Below are 25526 nucleotides of genomic sequence, written 5' to 3'. Positions count from 1 at the left end.
TCGAAAACTTAGCTTCCTTGCCTCTCGATGACCTTCAGTTGGCTTAAACAACTTTTCCTTCCCATTTATGTCCACATAGTAGGCGCTGTCATACCCCAATATAAACAATTCTTTAGCAATAAGTTTAGTTACCGCAGTGCGCTCTTGGACCGAAAGCTGGGTGTTATTTCTTGCTTCAGTATAGAAATGAACACCCTTCTGCCAATTGCTATCTTGTAGCTCTAAATAACGATATAGCTGGAAGATAGAAAAGGATGAGATACAAAGATTTACGGTTAGTGCAGCCACTAAAAGAAACCCAATTATTTTCATATCACACCTAACCCATTGAATCTTTGAAGCATATAACGCCGCGTTAAGTAGTGAGCAACGCTAACCACCTAACCTAAACCATTGCACCGTAAACACTTAACCCAACCTAAAATACAAAACGCCAAGCGTTGGGAATCTGCCTTAAACGCCTTGTTAGCTGCTGGTTTGCGACAATGACTTTCGGATCACCCAAATATAGAACAAGGCTAATAAATCGACTTGAATGAACCCTAAATTATATTTATTAGAATACTCTAGAAGTGAACCACCAACATTGAAAGATGCTGAGAACCAGCGGTAAGTGTCGCTTACCCAGTCTAAAGTGAGGAAAATACCTCCCACACCATAGTAATTGAAATACAATCCTCCAAACCCAAATGCAAAGATTTGAAGCCCTACGTTCAAATAAGAAAGCAAGTAATACCGTGTCGTACGTTTGTATAAGACTAGACCCGATAATACATTTAAAAGAATAACAAAACACGAACTGACTATTTGAAATCCCGTCAAGCCTGAAACTGAAAGAACGAGCATCACTAAGGCTATTGCTGCAACAAGCAATTGATTAATACCAATGAACGTCAATAGTTTACTCCATCGCAAGTTTCTAGCATTTGCGAGTTGATCATAGTATTCCTGTATCTCGTTTTTTCGAAGCGCAATCTCACTTGTTAAAGAGCTATAATTCTCCGGATAAGCTTTAGCATCTATACCACTTAACGCTTCAAGCAACGACTTGGCATCATAATTTTTATAGTTAACTTCCATATTTATACTCTATTCCCATCTGCAGCTAACGCCCTGCTAAGGGGTGAGCAACGCAATACAAAAGCCGCCACAAACCACCTTAATCACTAAATTCAACGCATAGTAAAAATGCCACGCGTTGTGAATCCCTCTTGAGCAGTTTGTTAGTCGCGAGGCACCGAGCGACAATTTTAAGCCGAGCTAAACTTTGCAAGCAACAAAATCTATGTGTTTTGATGCACTTAAGTCAGGCGTAGTCTCAAAGCGGCTAATCAATGAAACCACTTGGAAAAAACAACGCCGCAGAAAACGGACTGACAACACAAAAAAGGGCTTTTGGAAAGCCAATCTCACAGAGCGGACTTTCAACAAAGTCACTGAAACCACGTGGAATTTACAACACCAGAGAAAACGTCATTTCAGCGAGTAAATCGGCTTTTGTACCGACAAACTCGCCGAGCGGAGTTGCAACCAAAAACAGACTCTCGATTGCCCTGCTCTGTCAGCACCAAAGAACAAAACAACCGCTAGGACAGTTACAAAACTTTGGACTTAAAACAGCTAAAAATAAGTTCTGATGATCGACGATTAATCGGTGTACCAGGCAAACAGCTGCTAAATTTTAAGCTCAGCAACATGATTTTGATTGCTAGCTTTTTCTGGCGACTAACGCCCTGTTAAGGGGTGAGCAACGCAATACCAAAGCCGCCGCAGACCACCTTAAACACTAAAACCAACGCATAGTGAAAATGCCACGCGTTGCGAATCCCTCTTGAACAGTTTGTTATGTTCGTAACTGCTTGAAGTACCAATCAGCTTGCTCCCACTCTAGATCTTGTTCCATGTGCCAATCAAATTGTCGCGGATAACGATAATGGTCAACTATGTACTGAAGATGTTGATGCGCAACTTCAGGGTCATATACTCGCCATACTACGCGACGAGTGTTATTCCATGTTTCTCTCACAAGAAAGAGCGCGTTACCACCTGCTTTAATCTCTTCGTCCAATTGATCACAAAATGGGTCAACGATAGCTTGCTCATCTTCCGAAGGCATTCCATGCTCGGCTAAGTCATCAAAATCAATTATTACAGAAAGATGCCAGCCAAAAATTTCGCGATGCTCAAAACCAATGAGTCCAGAGTTCAACATGCCAATGCATGGTAAATCATCTTTTTTCCACTCAAGTAAAGTATAAGATTCTTCAGGAAGAACTATCCGGACTTCTTTTTCTTTCAGTGCTTTATCTTTATTCCTGCCAAATATTTTCCCGAACATGAAACTCCTCCTAGAACATAACGCTATCTAAACAACAAAAAGCCTTACTAATCACGCACGCTACCGCCGCCTTAAGTTGATATAAAGCCAGAGCTATTATCACACAAACCTATGAAACACTTCACTTAAAAGATTGGTACTTCGCTTACTTGTTAGCAATTAGGCGGACACGTGGAAGCTAATTCTTGATTTGTCCGAAAACCATGTAACTGTATATAAAAACAGTAAAGAGAAATCATAGATGAAAAGTCAGTTTATGCTAAGCATTAAGGAATACATGCAGTCTAGAAGGTATGCACCTAAAACAATTCAAGCTTATTTATTGTGGATAACGAAATTCATTGCATACAGTGGGATGCAGCACCCCTCTAAGCTAAAAGAACACGAAGTTGAACAGTTCTTAACCTACCTAGCGGTTGAAGAGAAAGTCGCTGCAAAAACACAAGCATTGGCCCTAAATGCAATAAACTTTTTGTATCGAGAATATTTTAGAACACCTCTTTCAGTAGAAATGAAATTCCAAAAATCTCTGCTAGATAGAAAACTACCCGTTGTTCTGAATAAACAAGAAATGCGGCGATTTGTTCAACACATCGACCCGAGATATAAGTTACATATCATGCTGTTGTACGGTTCAGGTCTAAGGGTTATGGAATGTGTCAGGCTGAGGATTCAGGACGTGGACTTCCACTACAAAGCTCTAAGAATTTGGCAAGGAAAAGGAGGAAAAAATCGAGTAGTCACGTTAGCAGATGAGCTACTTCCTCTTCTCAAGCAACAGCAATCAGTAGCGCTCGCATACTACAACAAAGATATTCATTCACCTGGCTATGAAGGAGTTCACTTAAGCAATTCACTGCAACGAAAGTATCCAGGCGCAGAGTTGGATTTTAATTGGCACTTTATGTTCCCCTCACACAAGCTTTCCATCGATCCCGAAAGCATGGGGTGGAAAAGGCATCATATTAACGAAACAGCACTACAAAGAGCGGTAAAGCGTTCAGCACAAGATGCGGGCATCGATAAGAATGTCACGTGCCACACATTAAGGCACAGTTTCGCCACACATTTACTGGAATCTGGTGCAGATATTCGAACGGTACAGGAACAATTAGGGCACAGTGATGTAAAAACAACACAAATTTATACCCACGTTATCGAGCGTGGTGGCGGAGGTGTGAAGAGCCCTCTTTCAGATCTTTAGTAAAAGATAGATAGAAAAAAGGGAAGCCGAAGCTCCCCTTTTCTTAATCCTAATCACTAACTCTAATTAAAGAGCAGCTTTCGCTTTTTCAACTAGAACTGCAAATGCAGCTTTGTCGAATACCGCGATGTCAGCAAGGATCTTACGGTCGATCTCGATAGATGCTTTCTTAAGACCGTTGATGAAACGGCTGTAAGATAGACCATTTTGACGAGATGCAGCGTTGATACGTGCAATCCATAGTTGACGGAATTGACGTTTCTTGTTGCGACGGTCACGGTAAGCGTATTGACCAGCTTTAGTAACTGCTTGGAAAGCTACGCGGTAAACACGTGAACGTGCACCGTAGTAACCTTTAGCTTGTTTCAGAACTTTCTTATGACGTGCACGAGCTTGTACACCACGTTTTACGCGAGGCATTATGCTTCTCCTAAACTAAACGATTGATAAACTAAAAAGAATTAAGCGTATGGCATCATACGAGCAACTGCAGCCACTTCACATTTAGGAAGGATCGCATTTGGACGTAGTTGACGCTTGTTCTTAGTAGTACGCTTAGTCAGGATGTGACGTTTAGTAGCGTGCTTGAACTTAATACCACCAGCAGTTTTCTTAAAACGCTTAGCAGCACCTTTGTTGGTTTTCATCTTAGGCATGATGAATAACTCCGCATTGTTGAGTTGTTTTAAACAATAGTAATTAGGGCGAACAAAACCCAGCCACCTTACGGCAGCTGAGTTTTCTTACTTGCAAAGCCGTTAATTACTTCTTTTTAGGGGCAAGAACCATGATCATCTGACGACCTTCGATCTTCTTAGGGAAAGATTCAACCACTGCGATTTCAACAGTGTCTTCCTTAAGACGATTAAGAACGTCAACACCGATATCTTGGTGTGCCATTTCTCGGCCACGGAAGCGAATTGTTACCTTCACTTTGTTGCCGTCTTCAAGGAAACGCGTCAGGTTGCGTAGTTTTACCTGATAGTCTCCAATATCAGTTCCAGGACGGAATTTTACTTCCTTAATCTGAACCTGTTTTTGCTTTTTCTTCTGCTCTTTAGCAGTTTTGCTCTTTTCAAAGAGGAATTTACCGTAGTCCATCACACGACAGACAGGTGGCTCAGCATTTGGACTGATTTCAACTAGGTCCATACCAGCTTCTTCAGCTGCAGCAACCGCTTGTTGGATCGATACAACACCAACTGATTCGCCGTCAGCGCCAGTCAATCGAACTTCACGTACGCCACGAATTTCACCGTTCAAACGGTGCGGGTTTTGTTTTACCGGCTGTTGGCCGCGTCTTCCGCCTTTAATAGCTTATTCCTCCAGATTGAGCTTACGGGTAGAGATCTCGTCTTGGATGTAGGAAATAAAATCATCCACTTTAAACTTACCGAGGTCTTTACCTTTACGAGTACGTACTGCGATTTCACCGGCTTCCATTTCTTGGTCACCACAAACAAGCATATACGGTACACGCTTCAAAGTATGTTCGCGGATTTTAAAGCCAATCTTCTCATTTCTCAAGTCCGCTTTTGCTCTAATTCCAACTTTTTGTAGTTTTTGAGCAACTTCTTGTGCGTAATCAGACTGCTTATCGGTGATATTCATGATAACAGCTTGTTCTGGAGACAACCACGTTGGGAAGAAACCAAAATACTCTTCGATAAGAATACCGATGAAACGCTCTAGTGAACCTAAGATTGCACGGTGAATCATTACCGGGACTTGACGTTCATTGTTTTCATCAACGTAAGACGCACCTAAACGACCTGGTAGGTTGAAGTCAAGTTGAACCGTACCACATTGCCATGCACGATCTAAACAGTCATGCAGAGTGAACTCAATTTTAGGACCGTAGAACGCACCTTCACCTTCTTGAAGCTCATACTCAATGTTCATTGCTTCAAGAGACTGTTTCAATGCTTCTTCAGATTGGTCCCAAATCTCGTCAGAGCCCACGCGCTTCTCAGGGCGAGTAGACAGCTTCACAACGATGTTATCAAAGCCAAATGTTTGATAGGTATCGTAAACCATCTTAATACAGCTAGTCACTTCTTCTTGGATTTGACTCTCTGTACAGAAGATGTGCGCATCGTCCTGAGTAAAGCCACGAACACGCATGATGCCGTGTAGAGCACCTGACGGTTCGTTACGGTGACATGAGCCGAACTCAGCCATACGTAGTGGTAGGTCGCGGTAAGACTTCAGGCCTTGGTTAAAGATCTGAACGTGACCCGGACAGTTCATTGGCTTGATCGCGTATTCACGGTTTTCAGAAGAGGTCGTAAACATCGCGTCCGCGTATTTGTCCCAGTGACCAGAGCGCTCCCAAAGAACGCGATCCATCATTAGAGGACCTTTGACTTCTTGGTAACCGTATTCATCCAGCTTAGCGCGAATGAAGACTTCAAGATCACGGAAAATAGACCAACCATTATGATGCCAGAACACCATACCTGGTGCTTCTTGCTGCATGTGGAATAGGTCAAGCTGCTTACCAATCTTACGGTGGTCACGCTTCGCCGCTTCTTCAAGACGAGTCAGGTGAGCTTTAAGTGCTTTCTTGTCGTGGAAAGCCGTACCGTAGATACGTTGCAGCATCTTGTTATCGCTGTTACCACGCCAGTATGCACCTGCTACGTTAAGTAGTGTAAAGTGCTGACAGAAACCCATATGTGGAACGTGAGGGCCACGACACATATCGATGTATTCTTCATGGTGGTAAAGGCCAGGACGGTCATCACGAGAGACGTTCTCGTCTAGGATTTCCATCTTGTATGTTTCACCGCGAGCTTCAAACGCATCGCGAGCTTCCTGCCAGCTTACCTTTTTCTTGATAACTTGGTATTTGGTCTTAGCCAGCTCTTTCATGCGCTTTTCGATCTTTTCAAGATCTTCTTGCGTTAAAGAGTGCTCTAGATCGATATCGTAATAGAAACCGTTATCGATGGTTGGACCGATCGCCATTTTAGCTTCAGGGAATAGCTGCTTAACTGCATGACCTAAAAGGTGAGCACAAGAGTGACGAACGATTTCTAGACCATCAACTTCATCTTTAACGGTGATGATTTCAAGGCTTGCATCTTGTTCAATAAGATCACATGCATCAACACGTTCACCATCTACACGACCTGCGATGGTTGCTTTAGCAAGACCAGGACCGATAGATTGAGCGACTTCTAGAGTAGAAACTGGGTTGTCAAATTGACGCTGACTGCCGTCAGGAAGAGTAATAATTGGCATTAATATATCCTTTACAGTGGTGTTGCACACCAAGCAACACATGCAATTCAAATCATGTCTTTAACTTTAAAATCAGAACGTTAAAGACCAGAATAGGCGTCCTTTTATATGCAAATACGGATGCACAACTCAGGAACGAACGAGCATTGTAACGAAATCAGATAAAATAACAATCGAAGTCACAAAAAAGCAGCAATGAGAGGAGGTTAAACTACTCGCTGTTCGTCAGAGAAAGGTGATTAAGAACGGCGCGTATTTCAGGAACAAGATCGCTTGCGGCCAAACCAATTGGCCCACTTTCCTTCACAAGATTATCGGCTGCCACGCTATGGACATAAACACCTAGACAAGCCGCATCGAAATCAGATAGACCTTGCGCCATTAACGCAGCTATGACCCCAGTCAAAACATCGCCCATTCCACCTGATGCCATGCCAGGGTTACCAGCCGTACAAACTGCGATACTATCACCATTGCAGACAAGGGTTCCCGCTCCTTTCAGAACCACAACGCCACCATAGCGCTGCTGCAACAAAGTCACAGATTGGTAACGATCTCGTTCGACTTGTTCAACGGAGCACCCAATTAACCTCGCAGCTTCACCGGGATGAGGCGTAATCACTCGACGGGCATCAAAACAGGGCTGCTTAGCAAGCAAGTTTAGACCGTCGGCATCAAGTACCTTAGCAGTGTCAGACGATGTGACCACCTCGAACATCGCTCTGGCCCACTCGTCTTGCCCTAGCCCCGGCCCCAACGCAATCACGCTCTTATCTGCCATCGCTTGAGCAAGCGCTTCAGTATCGCCATCCCATGAGGAAACCATCACTTCTGGGCAAGCGACCTGCAAGGCTAGCGAAGAACTTGAATGACATAAAGTACTGACCAAACCTGCTCCAGAACGAACCCCTGCCTGTGCGCACATACGAATCGCACCGGCATAGCCCAGATTACCGCCCAGGCAAAGCAATCGACCATGCTGACCTTTATGGGCAAGGGTACTTCTCACCGGGACTAAGTCATTTACTTGGCTTGCGCTTAGCAGCCAAACTTTGCTGGGATACAAAGAGGCAAAAACATGGTCGACACCTAAACCTGAAAAATGAAGCTCGCCGACCACAGCACGCGCTTTTCCTGTTACTAGCCCTTGTTTACGCGCAATAAAGGTAACTGTGCGCTGAGCCTTAACCGTCTGACCAAGCAAGTCACCAGTGTCACTGCACAGGCCTGAAGGTATGTCGATCGACACCACAGGCTTTTGAGAGCGATTAATCTGGTCGATTATGGCGCCAATATCAGGACGAACCTGGCCACTGAGCCCAGTTCCCAGAATGCCATCAACAATCAAGTCTGCGTCAGCGACGCATTTGGGCAAATCAGAAACAGGCCTTATTTTTCCGCCAGTAGAAAGCCAATCGTTTTTTGCTCTCGCGGCATCACCATGCAATCGTGAAGCTTCAACCGTTAGCACTATATTGACTTTTAAGCCCGCCGCTTTAGCCAATTTGGCAACCACAAAACCATCGCCTCCATTATTGCCTGAGCCACAGACAATCAGCAGATCATTCGCGTCAGGATAGCGGCCTCGCAATACATCAAATACGGCCTGGCCTGCCGAAAGCATCAATGAATACATCTCGATGCCAAGCTTAGCGGCCGCCTGTACTTCACCTAACTTAACTTGCTCACCTGTATACAACCGTTGCGAAATGGACATAAAAGCACTCTTATTTAAAACTAACGGGTAGCTGATACAAAAATGCCAAGGAACATCCTTGGCATTCTCTATTAAAGCTTTTTCGAAACCAGTGCTTCAGCGGTGGCGTCTTGGATGGACAAAAACAGTGAACGCACTTCACCGGTTGGAGTACGCATTGGGTTAAGAGTAATGTTCTGATACATAAAGTCAGCCTGTTGGGTGACAGGGCGAACATTTCGACACTTAAACAAGTATGGGCGCTGTTGCCAGGTAATAAAACTGCGACAACCCAAGTCGTAAACAGGTTTGGTTTTTAATCTAAACCAATCTTGCGGAATTTCGGGGAACAACTCAAACAGAGACTTACCGATCGCATCATGCGCCTGTATGCCACTATGATGAGTCATAAACCCATTCCACACTTGAACGTTGTGCTCGGTATCCAGAACCACTAGCCCTAAATCAACATTTTGCACCATATCCACCATCCAGTGGAACTGCTCAAACTCAGCTGGAAGAGATAGCATTAAAAGTCCTCCATTAGGTAAGCCAGTTTATTGTCCAAAAGTGGCAACGACTCATCGACAAACATAAACAACAAATCACAGCGAATAGAGGTACCGTCGATGTTGTAACTCACTTCAAACGTCATCGTCTTCTTAAACGAACCGCTGGTTGATTGAATCACGGAATCGATCGATATGTGTTGGCCAAGTAACACGGGTGAACTTTGGAAAAAGCGCACTTCAGCTTGTTGTCCTAGGCCATTAAGAAACGATCCGACTAAGATATTAGACACATCCATGAGCAACTCGAGCTCTTCAAGCTCTTCACTCTCTGCGGGAACTTTCATCAGCTTCTTCAAGTCAGACACACTGGAGTCACTAAGCAGAACCAATGCTTCGCCAGCAATCCCTTCGCCACTAAAGCCTTGGCAAACACCAGAGACTTGGTCGTTCTCTGCCAAGTCTCGCAATGCCATATGCAATTCACTCACTTCAAAAATATTCACGTTCGGCAAAGGCAAGTGAACAAACACATCAAAATGACGAGCTAACGCATCAGCAGCTCGACCAATCGAGACGTTAGCGACTTCCATATAGATGTCGCGGCGGCGCAATATTGGCAGTTCTACGGAAACGGGAGTGATAACTTGAGGACGTTCCGCGGGTTGCACTAAGCTGCGCAAGACATCGTTCAATGCATCTTTATCGATGGGCTTTTGAATGAACGCCTTAGCGCCAAGGCTCATCACTCGCTCTTTGGCTTTAGGTTGGATATCACCTGATACCACCACCACCGAGATATCGATACCACGTTTGCCGATTTCTTCTAACGTGCCAAAACCATCCAACTCCGGCATGGTCAAATCCAAGAACATCAGCTTGAATTGATTTTGCTCTAACTGCTCTAACGCATCTAACCCGTGTACTGCAAACGTAATATCTGCATTTAGCGAAGCAGGTAAAGAGCGCGCCATTTGCTTTCGTGCTAAGGCGGAGTCATCACATATTAAAACTGGAAAGGACATTCATACACCTACTGCTATTCGTACCACTAATATAACAAGTGTAACAGATAGTTAGCGCATCAGGTACGGGAAACTATTGGAATAATCATCCGACCTCGCAGTGCGGTAACCACTCACTTCTCACCTAATAACAAAGCTCACATGACAAGACTTGAACCATCTCTTTGTCGCCCTGTTTATCTGCGGATATTTAAAAGCTGAGCCAATTTGCAAAAAAATTCAACAGCAGATGCTGAATTTCGACCTTTGTCAGATTCTTCGGAATCAACACATATACAATTAAGCGCAGACAAAAGTGCTGTTACTATCAGGAAAGATTAAGGAAAATCAGAGCGGTAGCAATGCAAAGTCATGAAAGGATAATGGACATAAAAAAAGCCTCACAAAGGAGGCTCTTTTAAGTCATTTGGGCGATTTACACCATGCGAACAAGAGATCGACCGATTAGCCACTCTAGCTCTTTTGCACTGCCTTCGCCGAATTGCGTTTCTGTCATTTTGTACAGACGGTCAATACCGTTAATCGCAAACTCGTGAGTATTTTGTGCAGTGACAATATGGTGGAACAGTAGACGTAGAATGGCACGGAACTCTTCGTTATCTAGAGCTTTCACCCAGCTTGATGAAAACGCTTCTAGACCATTATCAAAGTCAATGTGCTCTACGAACATTTTAAAGATACGACCATCGAGTGCAGCAGTGAAATCGGTCTTTTTAGGGAAGTGATGACTGATCCCCGTTCTAGACACACCCGTCTGTTGGCTTAAAGTGGTGTACGACATTTTGTCGTAACCCAGACGCAACAGTTGGTCCACAACAGCGTCCATGATCTTCTGGATCGTGATCTCGGTATCTTCTTTACTACGCTTTGGCATGTTCAGGCTCTTCTCTTTGTAAATCCATCTAACTCAATAAGAGTTATTCATTGCAGCCTTATCGATTAGCTTCCATGTCAGTGCAGGCTTCAATCAAGACACTCTTGTCATCATCGATTTGCACTCTATCATAGTTAAACCGTACGAACCATCTAATTATGAATCAAGCTAAACTCTCACAAGCTCGTATAACACAAACTTATGAAATAAAAAGGCATCATATTTTGTATATATAATTGGATTGCCGATAGTCTTATAAATTGCGAGACCTTACAACTAACTGAATGGCATTCTGACTAGATAATGACATTAATTTTCGTAATTTAGTGATCAAAGTCTCACTATTATTGGGAGTCATTCCCAACTAGCTCGCAAATTTAACCGAAATTCAACATACCATACCGAAGTTAGCTGTTTGTAATACCTCACGCTTTTTATGGATTAAGTTCAAATATCTCGTTAAAATATTCGCAGATTTTGTAAGAGGATATATTGAGATGAGCACTGAACAACAAGACGTATGTGAAGCTTGTGGCTGCGCTGGTGAAATGGGCTTTATCATCAAAGAAGGTGATGACGTTGCTGAGGTTACCATCTATGCTCAAGGCCAACAGCTGCTTGAAGCAGAGCTTGCGAAATACTTGGAGCTAGCGAAACAAGTATCAGCAGAAGTTCAGCACGAAGTAACACCGATCAACACAGACTCAACTGAACTGACGGCTCGTTTCAAGTTTGAAGTGAGCGCAGAGAAACTGATTTTCGAACTTAAAACGCGTTCATTGGCTCGATAAAGCCGCCATTCATCGCATATAAGAAACGGGCATTGCGCCCGTTTTTTTGTTTCTAGCATTGAGTATGATTGACCACAAGTGTTGATCGCATTAATACTTAACCTATCGCCCCAACCCTAGAAATTCAATGAAGCATCAAATTGTCAAAACTGTCGCCACTGGCCTGCTCATCTCCGGGCTTTCTTTTGGCATCGCAGCCGAGCCTCTCGGAACCTTCCACATTCTCAACCACCTTGATAACTACGGGAATTTGGATCTTCGTAACAAGCCATATGATGAATTACCAGCAGGTCTAGTGGTTAAAGGCAATTTAAACATCGCCAAAACATCGATAAAACGCCTACCTGAAGGGATCGATATACAAGGCAGCTTAGATGCGTCAAACAGTGCGTTGAACCGCCTGGATAAGGGCGTGAGTATTAAAGGCTACGCCAACTTACTCGGATCTCAAATCAAACGTTGGCCGCCGGGGATTAAGCTTGGAGGTTATCTCAACCTCGCCGACACCCCATTAACGTCGCTCCCGCCTAGGCTAAGAGTAAAAGGAGACCTCAGTCTAATTCGCACACCCATCACTCAATTACCTGAAGGGCTCGTTGTAGATGGAAATCTCTACATAGGCGGCTCGCAAATTCGTGAGTTTCCCAATACGATGACCGTCAAGGGCAACATCTACCTAGGTGGCAACCGGATCAGCAAATGGCCGACAAAATTAAACTTAGGTGGTGCGGTAGCGCCCTGATGTAAAAAGAGATGCCTGAGCATCTCTTTTTGTTTGTTAAGGCTGGTTCTTTACTGGATTTGCATAGCTAGCAACCAAATAAGGGTGAGCACCCTCTGGCAACTGAGCCAATTTTGCTTGCAACGTCTGCTTAACCGTGCTCTCAACCGCTTCATCTCCAGCGGCAAGTTTATTGATAGGGAACAGCTTGTAATGCAAATGAATTTGGCGATCAATTTCTTCTGCTAGCGCTTCTGGCGTTTCAAAGGCATCTTCAATCACGTCGCCAAACGCAACGTGTACGCGGCCTTTCTCGCCAACAATGCCTTGAATGATGCTTTCAATGTCTTCAAATTCGCCTTTTTCGTAACTGCCCTGCTCGGCTTTTTGCCACAGTTCGCGCGCCTTCGCTACGTCACAAGGGTCATTCTCATAGGAGATAGAAACAGGGACGATCTTGAGTGATTTGATGTACTCGGCAAAATCAACCTTCTGTTTGCGCCCTTCAACATGGAACATTTTTAAGATCGCTGGATCGGTGAAGTCGTTGCCGTCTTTGGCACGTCCTTCTTTTTGTGCGATCCAAATAGAATGGCCTGTGTCTAACGAATGCTTAATGTAACCAGACAAAGTACCCAACGCTTTCATCATTTCACGGGGGCCTTTCGCCGAACGCTTCACAATAAAGCTCTTGTTCAGACGCATCAACTCAGTGGCACACGGCTTTTTCAAAAGGTTATCGCCGATCGCAATACGTACGGTTTTGTGCTGATTTTGGTACAAGCCATAGTTAACCAGTGCAGGGTCCATGGCGATGTCTCTGTGGTTAGACACAAATAGGTACGCCTGCTGCTGGTCTAGCTTCTCTAATCCGCTGTAGGTCACACCATTGGTGGTGGTGTTCAGAGTTTGGTCTAGATACTTCTTCACTTCTTGCTGAATCGTGTCTACCGAGTTCAGCTTAGACCACTTCATTTTCAGATAGATTTTAACAATCGGAGACATGAGGGCTTTAAACCAGCCCGCATGGTTAGAAAATCGGTGCTGCAAAATCGCGCTAATAAATTCTTCGTCGTTAACCAATCGGTCAATCGCTGCGGGGATTTCGTCATCGTTATAGGGACGAATATCAATAAATGGATCGTTATTTTTAGTCATTCTTCAAGTACATCAAATAAAAAGCTGGCCTATTCTACGCGTAGATAGCCATCTTAGCAGCTATACTTCTCTCAGATTTACAAAGGTCAGACCACGTGAATAACAAGGTTTTAATTGATATTGGCTTTTTTTGCCAGAAAAGTTACCCTTAGCGCCCCTTTGCAAACGAGTTACACCATGCACTACGCCATTTCTCACACGACTTTAGAACAAGAGTTTCTCCACATCACGCCAAGACGCAAACTGTTGAAACACACACTGTTACACGTGAAAGAAGGCTTAGTATTGGTCAAACTCGGTAAACAAGAGTACGCAATCGAGCCCGGCTCAAGCTTTTGGCTGCCGTTTAATGCATTGTGCTCGCTCACTTATTTCCCTAACTCAAAGGTCGAGAAAGTTGACGTTTCTTGCCGAGTAACTACCCCGATGCCCGCGCAAGGTGGCTACGTTCAACTCAATGAGTTATGCCAGGCCATCGTGACTAGGCTCGGCGATCACACCTCTAACGAACAAGCGAAAGCAGAGCTGCTTGCCGTTTTGCGCACTGAGTTCTCTAGCATGGCGCCGAAACTGCGCCAAAGTAAACTCAACGCATTAGTCAATCAATGGCATTGGGATATCTTAGACTCGGCGCTTTCCCGCGAGCAGCAACTCGTGTTAAAGATGCGTGAAGCGAGCAAAATGATGTTGTCAGGCAAAAAACGTCCTCAAGTGATTGAGCAACTGTTCGATGGTGATGAAATTACCTTTACTCAACTCGAAGCGGTTCTGCTTGGCAAATAGTAGAAAAGTTTAGCTTTTTACTGGCTGAATAATCATTTCGTAACTATAGATCTATAAATAGCTATTTGATGTTATAGATAGGGAAAAACGAATGAAATTCAGCCATAAGATCGTGGCCGCTTCTTCTGCACTACTTTTAGCCACAGTAACCTTGCTCACTTTGCAGCAATACCACACCGTTAAAACAGAAATTCGCGCTCAAGTCACTTCCAGCGTCAACGAGATCGTCGATGGGGTCCGCGACACCACGGCTGCGGAAATCAATAGCCGAAAATCCATTGCCGCTTATGCTACCAGCATGCTTGAAGCCGACCTGTCACCAGACGCGGTTGCCACGGTAATCACACGCCCTGTTGTTAAAGAGACCTTTTTACTCGCCGGGCTAGGCTTTGAAAAAGATGGCTCCAATATCAACAACGATCCATCTTGGAACCCGGGGCCGACTTGGGACCCTCGCGTCAGACCTTGGTACATTGATGCCAAAAACTCAGGCAAACTGGTTATCACCGCGCCCTACGCCGATTCAGCAACCGGAGAGATCTTGGTCTCCATCGCCACTCCTGTGCGCGACAAAGGCCAATTTATCGGTGCAATATTTTATGACGTAAGCTTGGCGGCACTGGCAGAGCTGGTAAATAAAGTGCAGTTGTTTAACGCAGGTTACGTATTTATTGTCGCAGGTGACGGCACAACCATTGCGCACCCAGAAACGGAATTAAACGGCAAACCGATGAAAGACTTTCTCGGCAGCGCTGCAATCAAAGAAGAACCACAGCACGTGACATTGGATGACAAAGTCTACACCTTAGATTTCTCACGAGTACCGGGTGAAGATTGGTACATAGGGGTCATTCTAGATGAGGAGGTGGCTTACCAATCTCTCGCAGACCTGCGCAACAGTTCTATCCTGTATACCATTATCGCGCTGGTCATCAGTGTGTTCTTGCTTCTGCTACTCATCCGTAGCCTAATGCGTCCACTTGAAACACTTAACGAAGCCATTCAGGATGTGGCTTCAGGCCAAGGTGACTTAACCAAACGCCTAGAAACCAACACCGACAAAGAGTTCTCTATCCTCGCCTCTGGCTTCAACGATTTTACGGGCACGCTCCAGCAGTTGATTACTCAATCTAAGGCGATCGGTTCAGAAATCTTACGCGGCTCTGAGATGACCTCTATGGGCCTGCAAGAGTCAGCGGCAGCCATGCAAGACCAGCTCCATGAACTCGAGCAACTCGCCACAGCAATGCATGAAATGGCGACCACCTCTGGGGAAGTAGCCAATAACGCCCAAGGGGCAGCGGCTGCGGCCAAGGAAGCAGACGATGCCACCAGCTTAGGTACCTCGGTGGTCAGTGATACCACGGGTGCCATCGACAACTTGTCACAAAAAATCGATGAAGCGGTAGAAGAAGTGAAAGTACTCGAATCGGCAACTGACAACATTGAGACCATCTTGAAGGTCATCAATGACATTGCCGACCAAACCAACTTGTTGGCACTGAATGCAGCGATAGAAGCCGCACGTGCAGGCGAGTCAGGCCGCGGCTTTGCCGTAGTGGCAGACGAAGTCCGTACACTTGCTCAGCGTACTCAAGAATCTACCACAGAAATTCGCAATATGATCGAACAGCTTCAAGCGGGTGCTAGCTCGGTTGCGAATGCGATGAGTATGAGCAAGTCTACTGCAACTGATGCCGTGGCTCGTGCTCAAGAAGCGAATGTCGCATTAGACAGCATACGTGACGCTATTCAACGCATTAGCGATATGAACATTCAAATCGCTTCTGCGGCAGAAGAGCAAAGCTTAGTGGCCGAAGAGATCAACAACAACACGGTGAAGATCAAAGATCTCTCAACCCAAGTGGCTGATGCGGCGGAGAACGCTAACATCGCGATGCAAGCCCAAACGGAGAACATTCGTGAGCAAGACAGTATTTTGAATAAATTTACCGTCTAACCCTTAAGGGCAAGCTTAAAAAGGGCGCCAACCGGCGCCCTTCTTTTTGCTCTACGATGTCATTGCTTGAGTAACATCATGCTGCTTAAACTTGGCACCTTCAGCACCACGCGACCGCTGTTTGCTTCGTATTCACTCTCTGTAAGAACATCGAACCAACGATCATTAGAACTCCACTCTACGGTTTTTGCTCGTTTAGATTTGTTGATGATGACCACACCTTTTGCCCCGCGGCTAAACACCAACAAATCGTCCGACGCTTCTATCACCTTCATCGTTTCACCGTGAACGGCGTTGTGAAAACCAATTGCAGCGACCATTCGTGGTTCATCCCAAGCAGATAACCACCGCGGCTTTCCGTGTTGATCTAAGATGCCACTGGTATCCAGATCGGTATAGATCAGGGGAACGCCACCATCTCGGCCAAGAATGTAGCTGTAAGCTAGCCATTCAACGTTTTCTTCCATAACCAGGTTCTTAAACACATCGTTATTAGGAATATCGTGAGTAATGGCAAAGGTAATCGCACGCCTTTCGGACAATGCCTGACCAAAACAGTAAGGATCGACCAAGCTTTTTAAGCTACCACCACTTTGCAATGCATCATGGATCACCTGAAACAGGGGAAAATCATAGGCGCCAAAGCGTGTGTGTTTCAAAAATGGCTCAAGGAAAATTTCATATTCAGGCTTGGTTGCCCCGCCGCTGGTAATGATTTCACCAAAGATATGAATATCGTGACAAATTTCTTTGGTCCACACCCGTTGAAGGTGTTCCAGTGTCATATGTTTCGCGGCATCGATTCGAAAACCTTTCACCCCTAACGATTTGAGCGCTTGCAAATAATTCTGCTGCTGACTGATGACATGATCACAGACGCGAAGAGTCGGCAAACCTGGATCTTGTGGTCCACCAGTAATACGCCCATTTTGCACCTGCCACTTATCTTCCCAATCTTCGATACCAAAGGCTTCAACAAAGTGGTTGTGATCAAACAGCGGTTTATCCAAATCACCAAACAAGCGCTGAGCTTTAAAATAGTCCGGCTCTGCTTGATAGCTCGCCATATCGTCCGAGTTTGGGTATTGCAGATCGGTTCGAAATGACGACTCATTCGCCATATGGTTAAACACCACATCCGCATAGACACGAATGCTATGCTGGTCCAATGTCGCAATCATGTGTTTAAGATCTTGGGTATTACCAAGTTGATTATCAATCACTCGATAATCTTGAGGTTGATAGCGTTGCCACCATTTGCTGCCAGCCTCAGTCTTCTTTGACTTAAGTGGAGGCGAGATCAGTACCGACTTGTATCCGGCTTGGGCAATCTGTTTTGCTCGCTGGGTTACCAGCTCATAAGGCCAATCAAAAGCATGCAACACTACGTCGGTTGCTTGTGAGGTAAACATGACCAGTTCCTATCGTTATTGTTCTTTTGCTACCTTCCGTAGCGCTATGAGGATCAGTTTAACAAAGGCAGATCAGAATCTTTATCCCCCCAAGTCACTCTTTTGACGTAGTAGCTGTAAGGCGTAGAAATTAACAAATAGTGAGCTATTTAGTAAAATCTCATTACCCATCCAGCTATACTTGCAGTATGAATTAGCAAGGATGACGTAATGAAAAAGGTTCGAATAGACATCGTTTCAGATGTCGTTTGCCCGTGGTGTATCATCGGTTACAAACGGTTAGAGCAAGCTTTATCCACACTCTCAGATAGCCTAGAGGCCGATCTCTACTGGCATCCGTTTGAGCTCAATCCGGCCATGGGGGAGCAAGGGCAAAACCTAAAAGAGCACTTGCAAGAGAAATACGGCACCACCGAGGAAGCCAGTCAGTCTGCGAGGCAAACCTTAACCCAGCTAGGTCATGAGGTTGGTTTCGAGTTTCACTTCTCGCCACAAATGCGCATCTACAATACTCGAAAAGCGCATCAGTTATTGATGTGGGCCTCAAGCGAAAACAAACAACTTGAGCTTAAGCTCAAGCTTTTCCATTGTTATTTTACAGACAATCAAGACATCAGCGATGAGAAGGTTCTCATTGATGCGGCTGCCAATGTTGGGCTTGACTCTGAAACAGCCAAATTGGTACTTGCAGACATGACTTGGGCAGAGAGTGTGGCAACAACCGAACAGCAATGGCTTGAAGCAGGCATTAATGCAGTTCCTGCAATTATTATCAACAAAAAGCACCTGATTTCAGGCGCTCAAACGTCAGAATTGTTAGTTTCTGCCTTAAAGCAGATCAACAACCTATAAAAAAGGAGAGCCTGAGCTCTCCTTAAATTTATGCTTGTTTTATCCGCGCAATGACACTCCATACGGTCAAGACAACCAGCCCAGCGACAACACCAATCAAGCCATTCAATAAGCTAGGGAACAGAGCTTTAGCCAGCGAGATATTCGGAATATCCATCAATACTGGCTCTATCCAGTGGTGAATCATAGGGACATTGTGTACAACTATTCCGCCCCCGACTAAAAACATTGCTGCAGTACCGACAACCGCCAGTATTTTCATTAGCTTTGGTGCAAAGGCGATCAATGTACGTCCAATGCTCGCCATAACACCTTGACCTTGGCTGCGCTTTTCAAGGTAAAAGCCCAAATCATCGAGCTTTACGATGCCAGCAACAAGACCATAAACACCTATGGTCATCACGATGGCGATCAAGCTAACCACCATCACTTGGGTTAGGGTCGACTGCCCTTGAACGGTACCTAACGCGATAACGATGATTTCTGCTGACAAGATAAAATCTGTCCGGATCGCTCCAGCCACTTTCCTCTTTTCGTATTCATCAATCGAGACATCATTGACGAGTTCATCGGGCTGCGCCTGTTTGTGTTTGCTATGAAAGAGCTTCTCGATGATTTTCTCCGCGCCTTCAAAGCACAAAAATAAGCCACCTATCAGCAGTAGAGGCATGATCAGCCATGGCACAAATGCACTGATTAACAGTGCCGCAGGCACCAAAATGAGCTTGTTGCGAAACGACCCTTTAGCCACACTCCACACGACAGGGATTTCTCGCTCCGCTGTCACACCCGAGACTTGCTGGGCATTCAACGCTAGGTCGTCACCCAAAACACCGGCCGTTTTCTTCGCTGCTACCTTAGACATCAGCGCGACATCGTCCAGCACCGTCGCGATGTCATCCAGTAAGGTTAATAAGCTTGCACCAGCCATTTATATTCTCTTATGAGTAAAAGTTATGAATGTAAGTAAATGTAACACCCGCAAAGGTTGGAACAAACTGAAAAGATGTCAAAGCTTCGTCAATCATAGTCAAGTTGAAGGTTAGTGATTGCCGAATAAAAAATAGCGCTCTATGCTGTAGCGCAATTTCAATAACTACAAAGGCAAAGTCATGCACAGCTCTTACACCTACCCTATCGGCACCCCTGGAAAAAAATGGGGAGATGCGGAACGACTCGCTTGGCGCGAACAAACTACGATTAAGCGCGAGTATCAGGAAGAGGTTGTCCCTAAAATCCAAGCACTTGCCGACCGATTCGACATAGAACAGTACGGCGCACTCTCATACGATGTAGAACGTTTCCCCCTGTTTTGCATTAAAAGTAGAAACTGGGACAGCTCTAAGCCAGTCGTCCTCGTCACTGGTGGCGTTCATGGCTACGAGACCAGTGGTGTTCATGGTGCTTTAAAGTTTGCCGATAGTGCCATGGCTCACTATAGCCAGTTCTTCAATATTGTTGTCGCTCCGTGTGTCAGCCCGTGGGGTTACGAAACCATCAATCGTTGGAACCCATTAGCGATCGATCCAAACCGCTCCTTCTATGCAGACAGCCCAGCGGAAGAGTCGGCCAACTTAATGGCGCTCGTAGCGTCGCTTGACGGTGACGTTCTTGTGCATATCGATCTGCATGAGACGACGGATACCGACGAAACAGAATTTCGACCTGCCCTCGCTGCACGAGATGGTATAGATTACATTGAAGGCATGATCCCCGATGGTTTCTACACCGTTGGCGACACAGAAAACCCTCAACCAGAATTTCAGCAAGCCGTAATCGAATCTGTCAGTAAGGTCACTCATATTGCACCCGCAGATGAGGCTGGAGAAATTATTGGCTCTGCCGTTGTACAGCATGGCGTGATTAACTACCCGATGGTCAAACTAGGCTTATGTGGCGGCGTCACAACTTGCACCTTTGGCACCACGACCGAAGTATACCCAGACAGCCCGAAAGTTACCGATGAAGAGTGTAACGACGCTCAAGTCGCGGCCATTGTGGGCGGGCTCGATTACGTATTGGCACAGCTATAACAGTTTATTTTTGTATTGCTCCGGGGTCTGCCCGGAGTATTTTTTGAACATCGCGATAAATGGGCTAGCTTGATTGTACCCAAGCGTTAATGCCACCTCTTTTACTGAATGACCGTTGCGCAGTAAATCCATCGAATACAAGTAACGAACTCTCAGCCGCCATTCTGTAAAACTCATTCCTAGCTCCGCCTGACAATGCCTGGCCAACGTTCGCTCTGTGGTATGTACCCGCTCAGCCCACTGCGACAAACTGGTATTGTCGATCGGATTTTCTTCTACCGCAGTTAAGATCTTCGCTAAGTACTTATTGTCGGTTGACGGTAAAAAATGGTGCTGAGTATCGCGCGTTGCCAGTTGATCAAGCAGTACCTGCACTAAGCGTTTATCCGACTCGCTTTGCGCCACATTGACGCTTCTCTGCCTAAAATCATCAATAATCGCTGAAACAATGGGCGTCACCTTAATAAGACTGGTGCAATCAGGAAATTGGGTAGTCAGTGACTCGGCAATATTCAATGAGCAATAAGAAAGCGGCTTACGGTTAAAACTGGTGTGTTTAATCCCGGCTGGTACCCAAATAGCTAAGTGAGGCGGAGCAAGAAATCGGGTGTCCTCCGCTTCCATTTCTAATATCCCGCCACTTATCAACTGCACTTGGCCCCATGGGTGGCTGTGCATCCGCGTTTCAGTGTTGGACAAAAAAGCCTCAAAATTCATAAACACTTCGGATGGTGCTCTATCAATTGATAACGAGGGGTGAAGGTGTTTCGCCGACTTTCTCAAACTTGTCTTCCTATGACGCACAATGTCTTTCTAAAGATATCTATAATCATATAGACCTGACAAACTATCTTCCATCAGTTTTTTGCGATGGAACTCACATGGTTTATCTCCTTCCTCTTCTTACCGTTTTTATCTGGGGCGGCAATGCAATCGTTAACAAGATGGCTTCTGAGGCGATCGAGCCAAGTGCTATGTCGTTCTATCGCTGGTTTCTGGCTATTCTGGTGTTAACTCCGTTTTGCTTAAACACAGTCATCAAAGAGTGGCAGGTGATTCGGCCTTATCTGGCTAAAATTGCCTTTTTGGCTCTGCTTGGTATGGTGCTCAATCAATCGCTTGGATATTACGCTGGCCTCACAACCTCGGCATCTAACATGGCACTGATCACCTCGTTGGTCCCCTTACTCAGTGTTTTTATGAGCGTTCCATTGCTTGGCAAGCGCATCTCGCCACTCAGTATTGTTGGCGGAGTGATCGCCTTGGCTGGGCTCGCTTTTATGTTGGGTCAGGGAGACATGGCTTTCTTTGTTCACAATAGCATTGCGTTTGGCGATGGTATGATGGTGATTGCTGCGACCTGTTATGCCGCCTACTGCGTTTTGCTCAAGCGCTGGAAGATGCCATTATCCAATTGGACTCTAGTTTACATGCAAGGTGTACTCGCGCTTATCATGCTCACACCTCTTTGGTTGTCCAGCGACCAGTTGCTGCCGTCAAATGAAGCCCTGCCTCTTATTGGTTACGCAGGGTTAGCCGCCTCCGTGCTCGCCCCTTGGATGTGGGTGAAAGCCATCGATTTGATTGGCGCGGATTCCAGCGCCATGTTCATGAACCTTATGCCTGTGGTCGCGATTACCCTAGCGGCAACTATGCTGGGGGAAACCATCCACGGCTATCATCTAATGGGCGGGTTGCTGGTGATTTCTGGTGTAATTCTCTCACAGCTCAAGGTCAGCAGGTTCAAGCGCACACAACACATGGAAAAAGTGAAACAAATTTAGGTATTTTGCCAAGTTTGGGTATATGGTTAAAAATATAAAGCGGCACCTGTAGGGTTTAATTTTGACCTTGAGAATATAATCGCCGCAACGTCAGTATCAGGTTGGCTAGACCTCGTGAATTATTGGAGGTCGTATGATCGAATTGGAGCGCATAGAAGACATATATAATCAAGACCACTTCACCCTGCATGAGGTTGTCCTCAACGAGATAGGCTCTTTCGTTTTTGTCAAAAATCGCGAGGGAGAATACCTCTACGCCAACCAATTAACCCTTGAGTTGTTTAATACTGATTTACACTCCCTCAAGGGCAAAACTGATCACGATTTTTTCGACCCAGAACTGATTGACGACATATTAAAAACCGACCAAGCGGTGTTTCAAAGCGCTGAGACTGTCACTCATGAAGAACACACTCGCGCACTACACGACGGCAAATTACGTATTTACCGAGCCATCAAAAAACCGATCATCAGCAGATTGACGGGGGAGGTAATTGGATTAATTGGAGTCTCAACCGACATCACCGACATGGTCAACATGCGGGTTCAATTAGCAGAATTGGCCAACACCGATGAGCTGACTAAGCTGTGCAATCGGCGTAAACTGTGGCAGTTTTTCTCCAGTGCATTTAACCGAGCAACGCAAGATAATCATCCACTCTCGTGTATCCTTATCGATATCGATTTCTTCAAACAAATTAACGACTGTCACGGTCATGACTTTGGCGATCAAGTGATTGTTGAACTAGCGGATATGATTCGCCACAACTTGCGTGAAACCGACTGTTGTGGTCGAATCGGTGGTGAAGAATTCTTGATCGTTTTAGATCATACTCACGCAACAGAAGCGTTTGACATCGCAGAGCGGCTCAGGCTGGCATTTCATAACTCCCCACTGAACAAACCCAAAGCCCCCTTCTCTATTTCCTGTGGCGTCACCGAACTGGTTGATAACGACGGGGACTTCTTCGCCCTATACCGTAGGGCCGATCAAGCCTTGTATGACGCCAAACATAAGGGGCGTAACCAATCTAGCATCCAATAAAAAACCGCTTGGTGTCATGCCAAGCGGTTTCTAATATTTACACCAAAAGTGATCAGTTAACCACTTCGATATCCGTTTCCGGAACACAGCAACACGCTAACGCCATTCCCATATTGCGCTCATCTTCTTGCAACGCGGGGACATCAGGCTGATGCACCTTACCTGATTCAACCGTTACCTTGCACGCACTACATAAACCTGCACGGCAGCTATTCGCGATAGGTGCTCCGGCCTCTTCAGCTTGCTCAAGTAAGGTCTTTTGGTTATCGCCAGTAAATACGTGACCATTAACACTGATGGTCACCGACTTATGCGCTTTTTGAGTAACAGTCGCAATACCGAAGGCTTCTTGATGATAGTTGTCTTCAGGTAACCCCGTCTTTAACAGCAGGTTCTTGGCTTTTTGCATAAAGCCATCGGGACCACATACAAACACTTGGCGCTTCTGTGCATCTTTGATTTGTTTCAAGTGCGACAAGGTCAAGCGGCCTTTAAGTCCAAACCAATCAACGGGCGCTTGAGAAAGCGAGATGAGTACCGTTAACCCCGGATGCTGGCGTTTCAATTCATCCAGTTCATCCTTGCATGGAATGTCTTCGACGCTACGACATTGATGATAGAACACCACGTCCTCGACTTGGTTGTGATCGGATAAGTAACGTAACATCGACATCATTGGGGTGACACCACTACCAGCAGAAAGCAGTAACAACGGCTGATCGTGTTTCTCACCAAGATGGAAGCTACCATCAGGCGTTTCACAGCATAAGGTATCACCGATGTGGAGATGATCCGCCAACCAGTTAGAAACTCGGCCGCCATCAATTCTCTTAACGGAAATCGCTAAACGGCCCGGACGTGAAGGACTCGATGACAAGGTATAACGGCGTGCGACCGTCTCCCCTTCAATCTCAACCGCAATCGGTAAATGCTGACCCGGCTGATAACTAGGCACTTCACCATGTTGCGGCTCTAACCAGAAAGTGACAAAGTCACGGGCGATCTCTTCACGCTCCACACAGGTCATTTGCAGTTGCTGAGGTGAATTGTCAGGGTAAAACTCTTTCTCTTTGTATTCGAGGACTTCAACTTCATCTCCTGCGCGTATCATGCCCTCATTCTTAGCCACCAGATTTTGACCAAAGAACACACCGCCTCGCTCATTAGCGCGGAACTGCGATAGGGTGTTGAGTGGCTCTTTCGAAGAACGTAGCTCACCTTTTTCTACATCGACAGTCGTTAGAATGCAGCGCTCACAAGGCTTCACGGCTTCGAATTCTACCTCACCTATCCGGATTCGCTTCCAGCTGTCTTCTGCAAAAGGCTCGTCGGCAGTCACGACCAAATTGGTACGAAACTGATCCATTGAGTGCAACTCTGGGCTACGAAGGTTTAGCTCTTGCAAAGAGGCGTCACTGATCACTAGCAGCGGATAACCATCGGCAAAACTTACATTGTGGCCTAGCTTCTCACGTACTCGGTTAGACTGCTCTCCGCTAAACAGCAGTTCAACACGCTGTCCAAGCACGTCGCTGAACCAATCGTCCGCTTCGTCTGTGGTGGTGTAAGCAATGAAATTATCCTTCCACACTTGCGCTGGCGCTTCTTGCATCTTGAAATCAGCATAGCGTAGACGCAGAGTTGATTTACCTTGCGCCGTAAAAATCAAACCGTCTTGAGTTAAAGTTGATTGCACCGTTACCATCTGAGGGTATTTACGCGCCGTCACCATTGAGCCATCGGCAAGGGCTATCATAAATCGACGGTCAAACATTAGACCTTGCTTTTCAACCCAGACCGTTGATAGCGCAATACCACCGACCGACTTAACGGGAAAAACATTAATTTGGGAAAGAGTTGGAGCTGACATTGCTAATCCTAAGCTTAGTATTGTTGTGCCCGCTATTATACTGATAATGGTTATTCTGTCTTGATTAGTAGTTAGCAAAACCGGAGTTTGTCAAAGGCTTAGTGAAATAAATGACGCTTATCTCAATAATTCAAATCACAACGTTTTACTAATAGGAAAACTCTGAAGTTTCACCTTAAAAGCGGCTATTTGCTTGAAAGTAACAAATTGATTTAGATAATGGCG

At 45.5% G+C, this 25526-nt stretch carries 26 protein-coding genes; 10 read left to right on the top strand and 16 right to left on the bottom strand.

Annotated features, from left to right (window positions below):
• Together RH45_RS23675 and RH45_RS18580 are read right to left on the bottom strand one after the other, a co-directional pair.
• Nucleotides 1-312, bottom strand: a 312-nt coding sequence (locus RH45_RS23675) for a hypothetical protein (protein WP_008080152.1), incomplete at its 3' end; no start/stop codon positions are given.
• Between the two features lie 153 nt (nt 313-465).
• On the bottom strand, nt 466-1080 hold the full coding sequence (locus RH45_RS18580; RefSeq protein ID WP_008080146.1) for a hypothetical protein: 615 nt from the start codon (nt 1078-1080) through the stop codon (nt 466-468).
• A gap of 254 nt (nt 1081-1334) precedes the next feature.
• Between RH45_RS18580 and RH45_RS23225 the strand changes: the two genes are divergently transcribed.
• On the top strand, nt 1335-1637 hold the full coding sequence (locus tag RH45_RS23225; protein WP_008080143.1) for a hypothetical protein: 303 nt from the start codon (nt 1335-1337) through the stop codon (nt 1635-1637).
• A gap of 206 nt (nt 1638-1843) precedes the next feature.
• Here RH45_RS23225 and RH45_RS18570 read toward each other — a convergent pair whose 3' ends face one another.
• On the bottom strand, nt 1844-2338 hold the full coding sequence (locus tag RH45_RS18570) for a DUF695 domain-containing protein (protein WP_008080138.1): 495 nt from the start codon (nt 2336-2338) through the stop codon (nt 1844-1846).
• Between the two features lie 241 nt (nt 2339-2579).
• On the opposite strand from RH45_RS18570, the gene RH45_RS18565 reads away from it, so the two are divergent.
• Nucleotides 2580-3542, top strand: coding sequence for an integron integrase (locus RH45_RS18565; protein ID WP_008080137.1), 963 nt, complete (start codon nt 2580-2582; stop codon nt 3540-3542).
• 66 nt (nt 3543-3608) lie between these two features.
• Here the strand turns inward: RH45_RS18565 and rplT are convergent, their stop codons facing one another.
• From rplT to RH45_RS18525, 8 genes are all read right to left on the bottom strand, one after another.
• Entirely contained in the window at nt 3609-3962 is a 354-nt protein-coding gene (rplT, locus tag RH45_RS18560; RefSeq protein ID WP_004401084.1) for a 50S ribosomal protein L20, read from the bottom strand.
• A gap of 41 nt (nt 3963-4003) precedes the next feature.
• Nucleotides 4004-4198: a 50S ribosomal protein L35 gene (gene rpmI / locus RH45_RS18555; RefSeq protein WP_008080132.1), complete on the bottom strand. Its 195-nt coding sequence runs from the start codon at nt 4196-4198 to the stop codon at nt 4004-4006.
• A gap of 106 nt (nt 4199-4304) precedes the next feature.
• A complete protein-coding gene (infC, locus tag RH45_RS18550; protein WP_071986196.1) occupies nt 4305-4856 on the bottom strand; it encodes a translation initiation factor IF-3 in 552 nt (183 codons plus the stop codon).
• Nucleotides 4857-4859: 3 nt separating this feature from the next.
• Nucleotides 4860-6788, bottom strand: coding sequence for a threonine--tRNA ligase (thrS, locus tag RH45_RS18545; protein WP_008080129.1), 1929 nt, complete (start codon nt 6786-6788; stop codon nt 4860-4862).
• Nucleotides 6789-6999: 211 nt separating this feature from the next.
• Complete coding sequence (locus tag RH45_RS18540) at nt 7000-8505, bottom strand: bifunctional ADP-dependent NAD(P)H-hydrate dehydratase/NAD(P)H-hydrate epimerase (protein ID WP_008080127.1); 1506 nt, start codon at nt 8503-8505, stop codon at nt 7000-7002.
• A 71-nt stretch (nt 8506-8576) separates the two neighbouring features.
• On the bottom strand, nt 8577-9014 hold the full coding sequence (locus tag RH45_RS18535; RefSeq protein ID WP_008080126.1) for a PAS domain-containing protein: 438 nt from the start codon (nt 9012-9014) through the stop codon (nt 8577-8579).
• On the bottom strand, nt 9014-10018 hold the full coding sequence (locus tag RH45_RS18530) for a response regulator (protein ID WP_008080125.1): 1005 nt from the start codon (nt 10016-10018) through the stop codon (nt 9014-9016). The genes RH45_RS18535 and RH45_RS18530 overlap by 1 nt, the downstream gene beginning before the upstream one ends.
• A 415-nt stretch (nt 10019-10433) precedes the next feature.
• A complete protein-coding gene (locus RH45_RS18525) occupies nt 10434-10892 on the bottom strand; it encodes a TetR/AcrR family transcriptional regulator (protein ID WP_008080124.1) in 459 nt (152 codons plus the stop codon).
• 497 nt (nt 10893-11389) lie between these two features.
• Between RH45_RS18525 and RH45_RS18520 the strand changes: the two genes are divergently transcribed.
• Nucleotides 11390-11683: a YfcZ/YiiS family protein gene (locus RH45_RS18520; RefSeq protein ID WP_008080123.1), complete on the top strand. Its 294-nt coding sequence runs from the start codon at nt 11390-11392 to the stop codon at nt 11681-11683.
• 127 nt (nt 11684-11810) lie between these two features.
• The gene (locus RH45_RS18515; RefSeq protein ID WP_008080122.1) at nt 11811-12425 is read left to right on the top strand and encodes a hypothetical protein; all 615 of its coding nucleotides are present in this window, start codon (nt 11811-11813) and stop codon (nt 12423-12425) included.
• 36 nt (nt 12426-12461) lie between these two features.
• Here RH45_RS18515 and RH45_RS18510 read toward each other — a convergent pair whose 3' ends face one another.
• Nucleotides 12462-13562 carry a 1-acyl-sn-glycerol-3-phosphate acyltransferase gene (locus RH45_RS18510; RefSeq protein ID WP_008080119.1) on the bottom strand — a complete coding sequence of 367 codons (1101 nt, stop codon included), beginning with the start codon at nt 13560-13562 and terminating at the stop codon, nt 12462-12464.
• A gap of 177 nt (nt 13563-13739) precedes the next feature.
• Here RH45_RS18510 and RH45_RS18505 point away from each other — a divergent pair, with 177 nt between their 5' ends.
• Both RH45_RS18505 and RH45_RS18500 read left to right on the top strand, forming a co-directional pair.
• The gene (locus RH45_RS18505; protein WP_008080106.1) at nt 13740-14345 is read left to right on the top strand and encodes a hypothetical protein; all 606 of its coding nucleotides are present in this window, start codon (nt 13740-13742) and stop codon (nt 14343-14345) included.
• A gap of 91 nt (nt 14346-14436) precedes the next feature.
• The gene (locus RH45_RS18500; protein WP_008080100.1) at nt 14437-16305 is read left to right on the top strand and encodes a methyl-accepting chemotaxis protein; all 1869 of its coding nucleotides are present in this window, start codon (nt 14437-14439) and stop codon (nt 16303-16305) included.
• A gap of 59 nt (nt 16306-16364) precedes the next feature.
• On the opposite strand, the gene RH45_RS18495 is transcribed toward RH45_RS18500, so the two are convergent.
• On the bottom strand, nt 16365-17717 hold the full coding sequence (locus RH45_RS18495) for an alpha-amylase family protein (protein ID WP_008080092.1): 1353 nt from the start codon (nt 17715-17717) through the stop codon (nt 16365-16367).
• 210 nt (nt 17718-17927) lie between these two features.
• Between RH45_RS18495 and RH45_RS18490 the strand changes: the two genes are divergently transcribed.
• The gene (locus RH45_RS18490) at nt 17928-18569 is read left to right on the top strand and encodes a DsbA family oxidoreductase (RefSeq protein WP_008080090.1); all 642 of its coding nucleotides are present in this window, start codon (nt 17928-17930) and stop codon (nt 18567-18569) included.
• A 28-nt stretch (nt 18570-18597) separates the two neighbouring features.
• On the opposite strand, the gene RH45_RS18485 is transcribed toward RH45_RS18490, so the two are convergent.
• Complete coding sequence (locus tag RH45_RS18485; RefSeq protein ID WP_008080088.1) at nt 18598-19500, bottom strand: DUF808 domain-containing protein; 903 nt, start codon at nt 19498-19500, stop codon at nt 18598-18600.
• A 181-nt stretch (nt 19501-19681) separates the two neighbouring features.
• Between RH45_RS18485 and RH45_RS18480 the strand changes: the two genes are divergently transcribed.
• On the top strand, nt 19682-20602 hold the full coding sequence (locus tag RH45_RS18480; protein WP_008080084.1) for a M14 family metallopeptidase: 921 nt from the start codon (nt 19682-19684) through the stop codon (nt 20600-20602).
• On the opposite strand, the gene RH45_RS18475 is transcribed toward RH45_RS18480, so the two are convergent.
• A complete protein-coding gene (locus tag RH45_RS18475; protein WP_008080082.1) occupies nt 20597-21385 on the bottom strand; it encodes an AraC family transcriptional regulator in 789 nt (262 codons plus the stop codon). The two genes, RH45_RS18480 and RH45_RS18475, sit on opposite strands and share 6 nt — an antisense overlap.
• 98 nt (nt 21386-21483) lie before the next feature.
• Here RH45_RS18475 and RH45_RS18470 point away from each other — a divergent pair, with 98 nt between their 5' ends.
• Together RH45_RS18470 and RH45_RS18465 are read left to right on the top strand one after the other, a co-directional pair.
• The gene (locus RH45_RS18470) at nt 21484-22386 is read left to right on the top strand and encodes a DMT family transporter (protein ID WP_008080081.1); all 903 of its coding nucleotides are present in this window, start codon (nt 21484-21486) and stop codon (nt 22384-22386) included.
• A 133-nt stretch (nt 22387-22519) separates the two neighbouring features.
• Nucleotides 22520-23431: a sensor domain-containing diguanylate cyclase gene (locus tag RH45_RS18465; RefSeq protein WP_008080079.1), complete on the top strand. Its 912-nt coding sequence runs from the start codon at nt 22520-22522 to the stop codon at nt 23429-23431.
• Nucleotides 23432-23483: 52 nt separating this feature from the next.
• Here RH45_RS18465 and RH45_RS18460 read toward each other — a convergent pair whose 3' ends face one another.
• Nucleotides 23484-25301 (bottom strand): hybrid-cluster NAD(P)-dependent oxidoreductase, encoded by a 1818-nt coding sequence (locus tag RH45_RS18460; protein ID WP_008080078.1) that lies wholly within the window; start codon nt 25299-25301, stop codon nt 23484-23486.
• Between the last annotated feature and the right edge of the window lie 225 nt (nt 25302-25526).

It is taken from the genome of Vibrio sinaloensis DSM 21326, assembly GCF_000189275.1.
Taxonomy (GTDB): domain Bacteria; phylum Pseudomonadota; class Gammaproteobacteria; order Enterobacterales; family Vibrionaceae; genus Vibrio; species Vibrio sinaloensis.
This window is presented reverse-complemented; position numbering and strand designations above follow the sequence as displayed.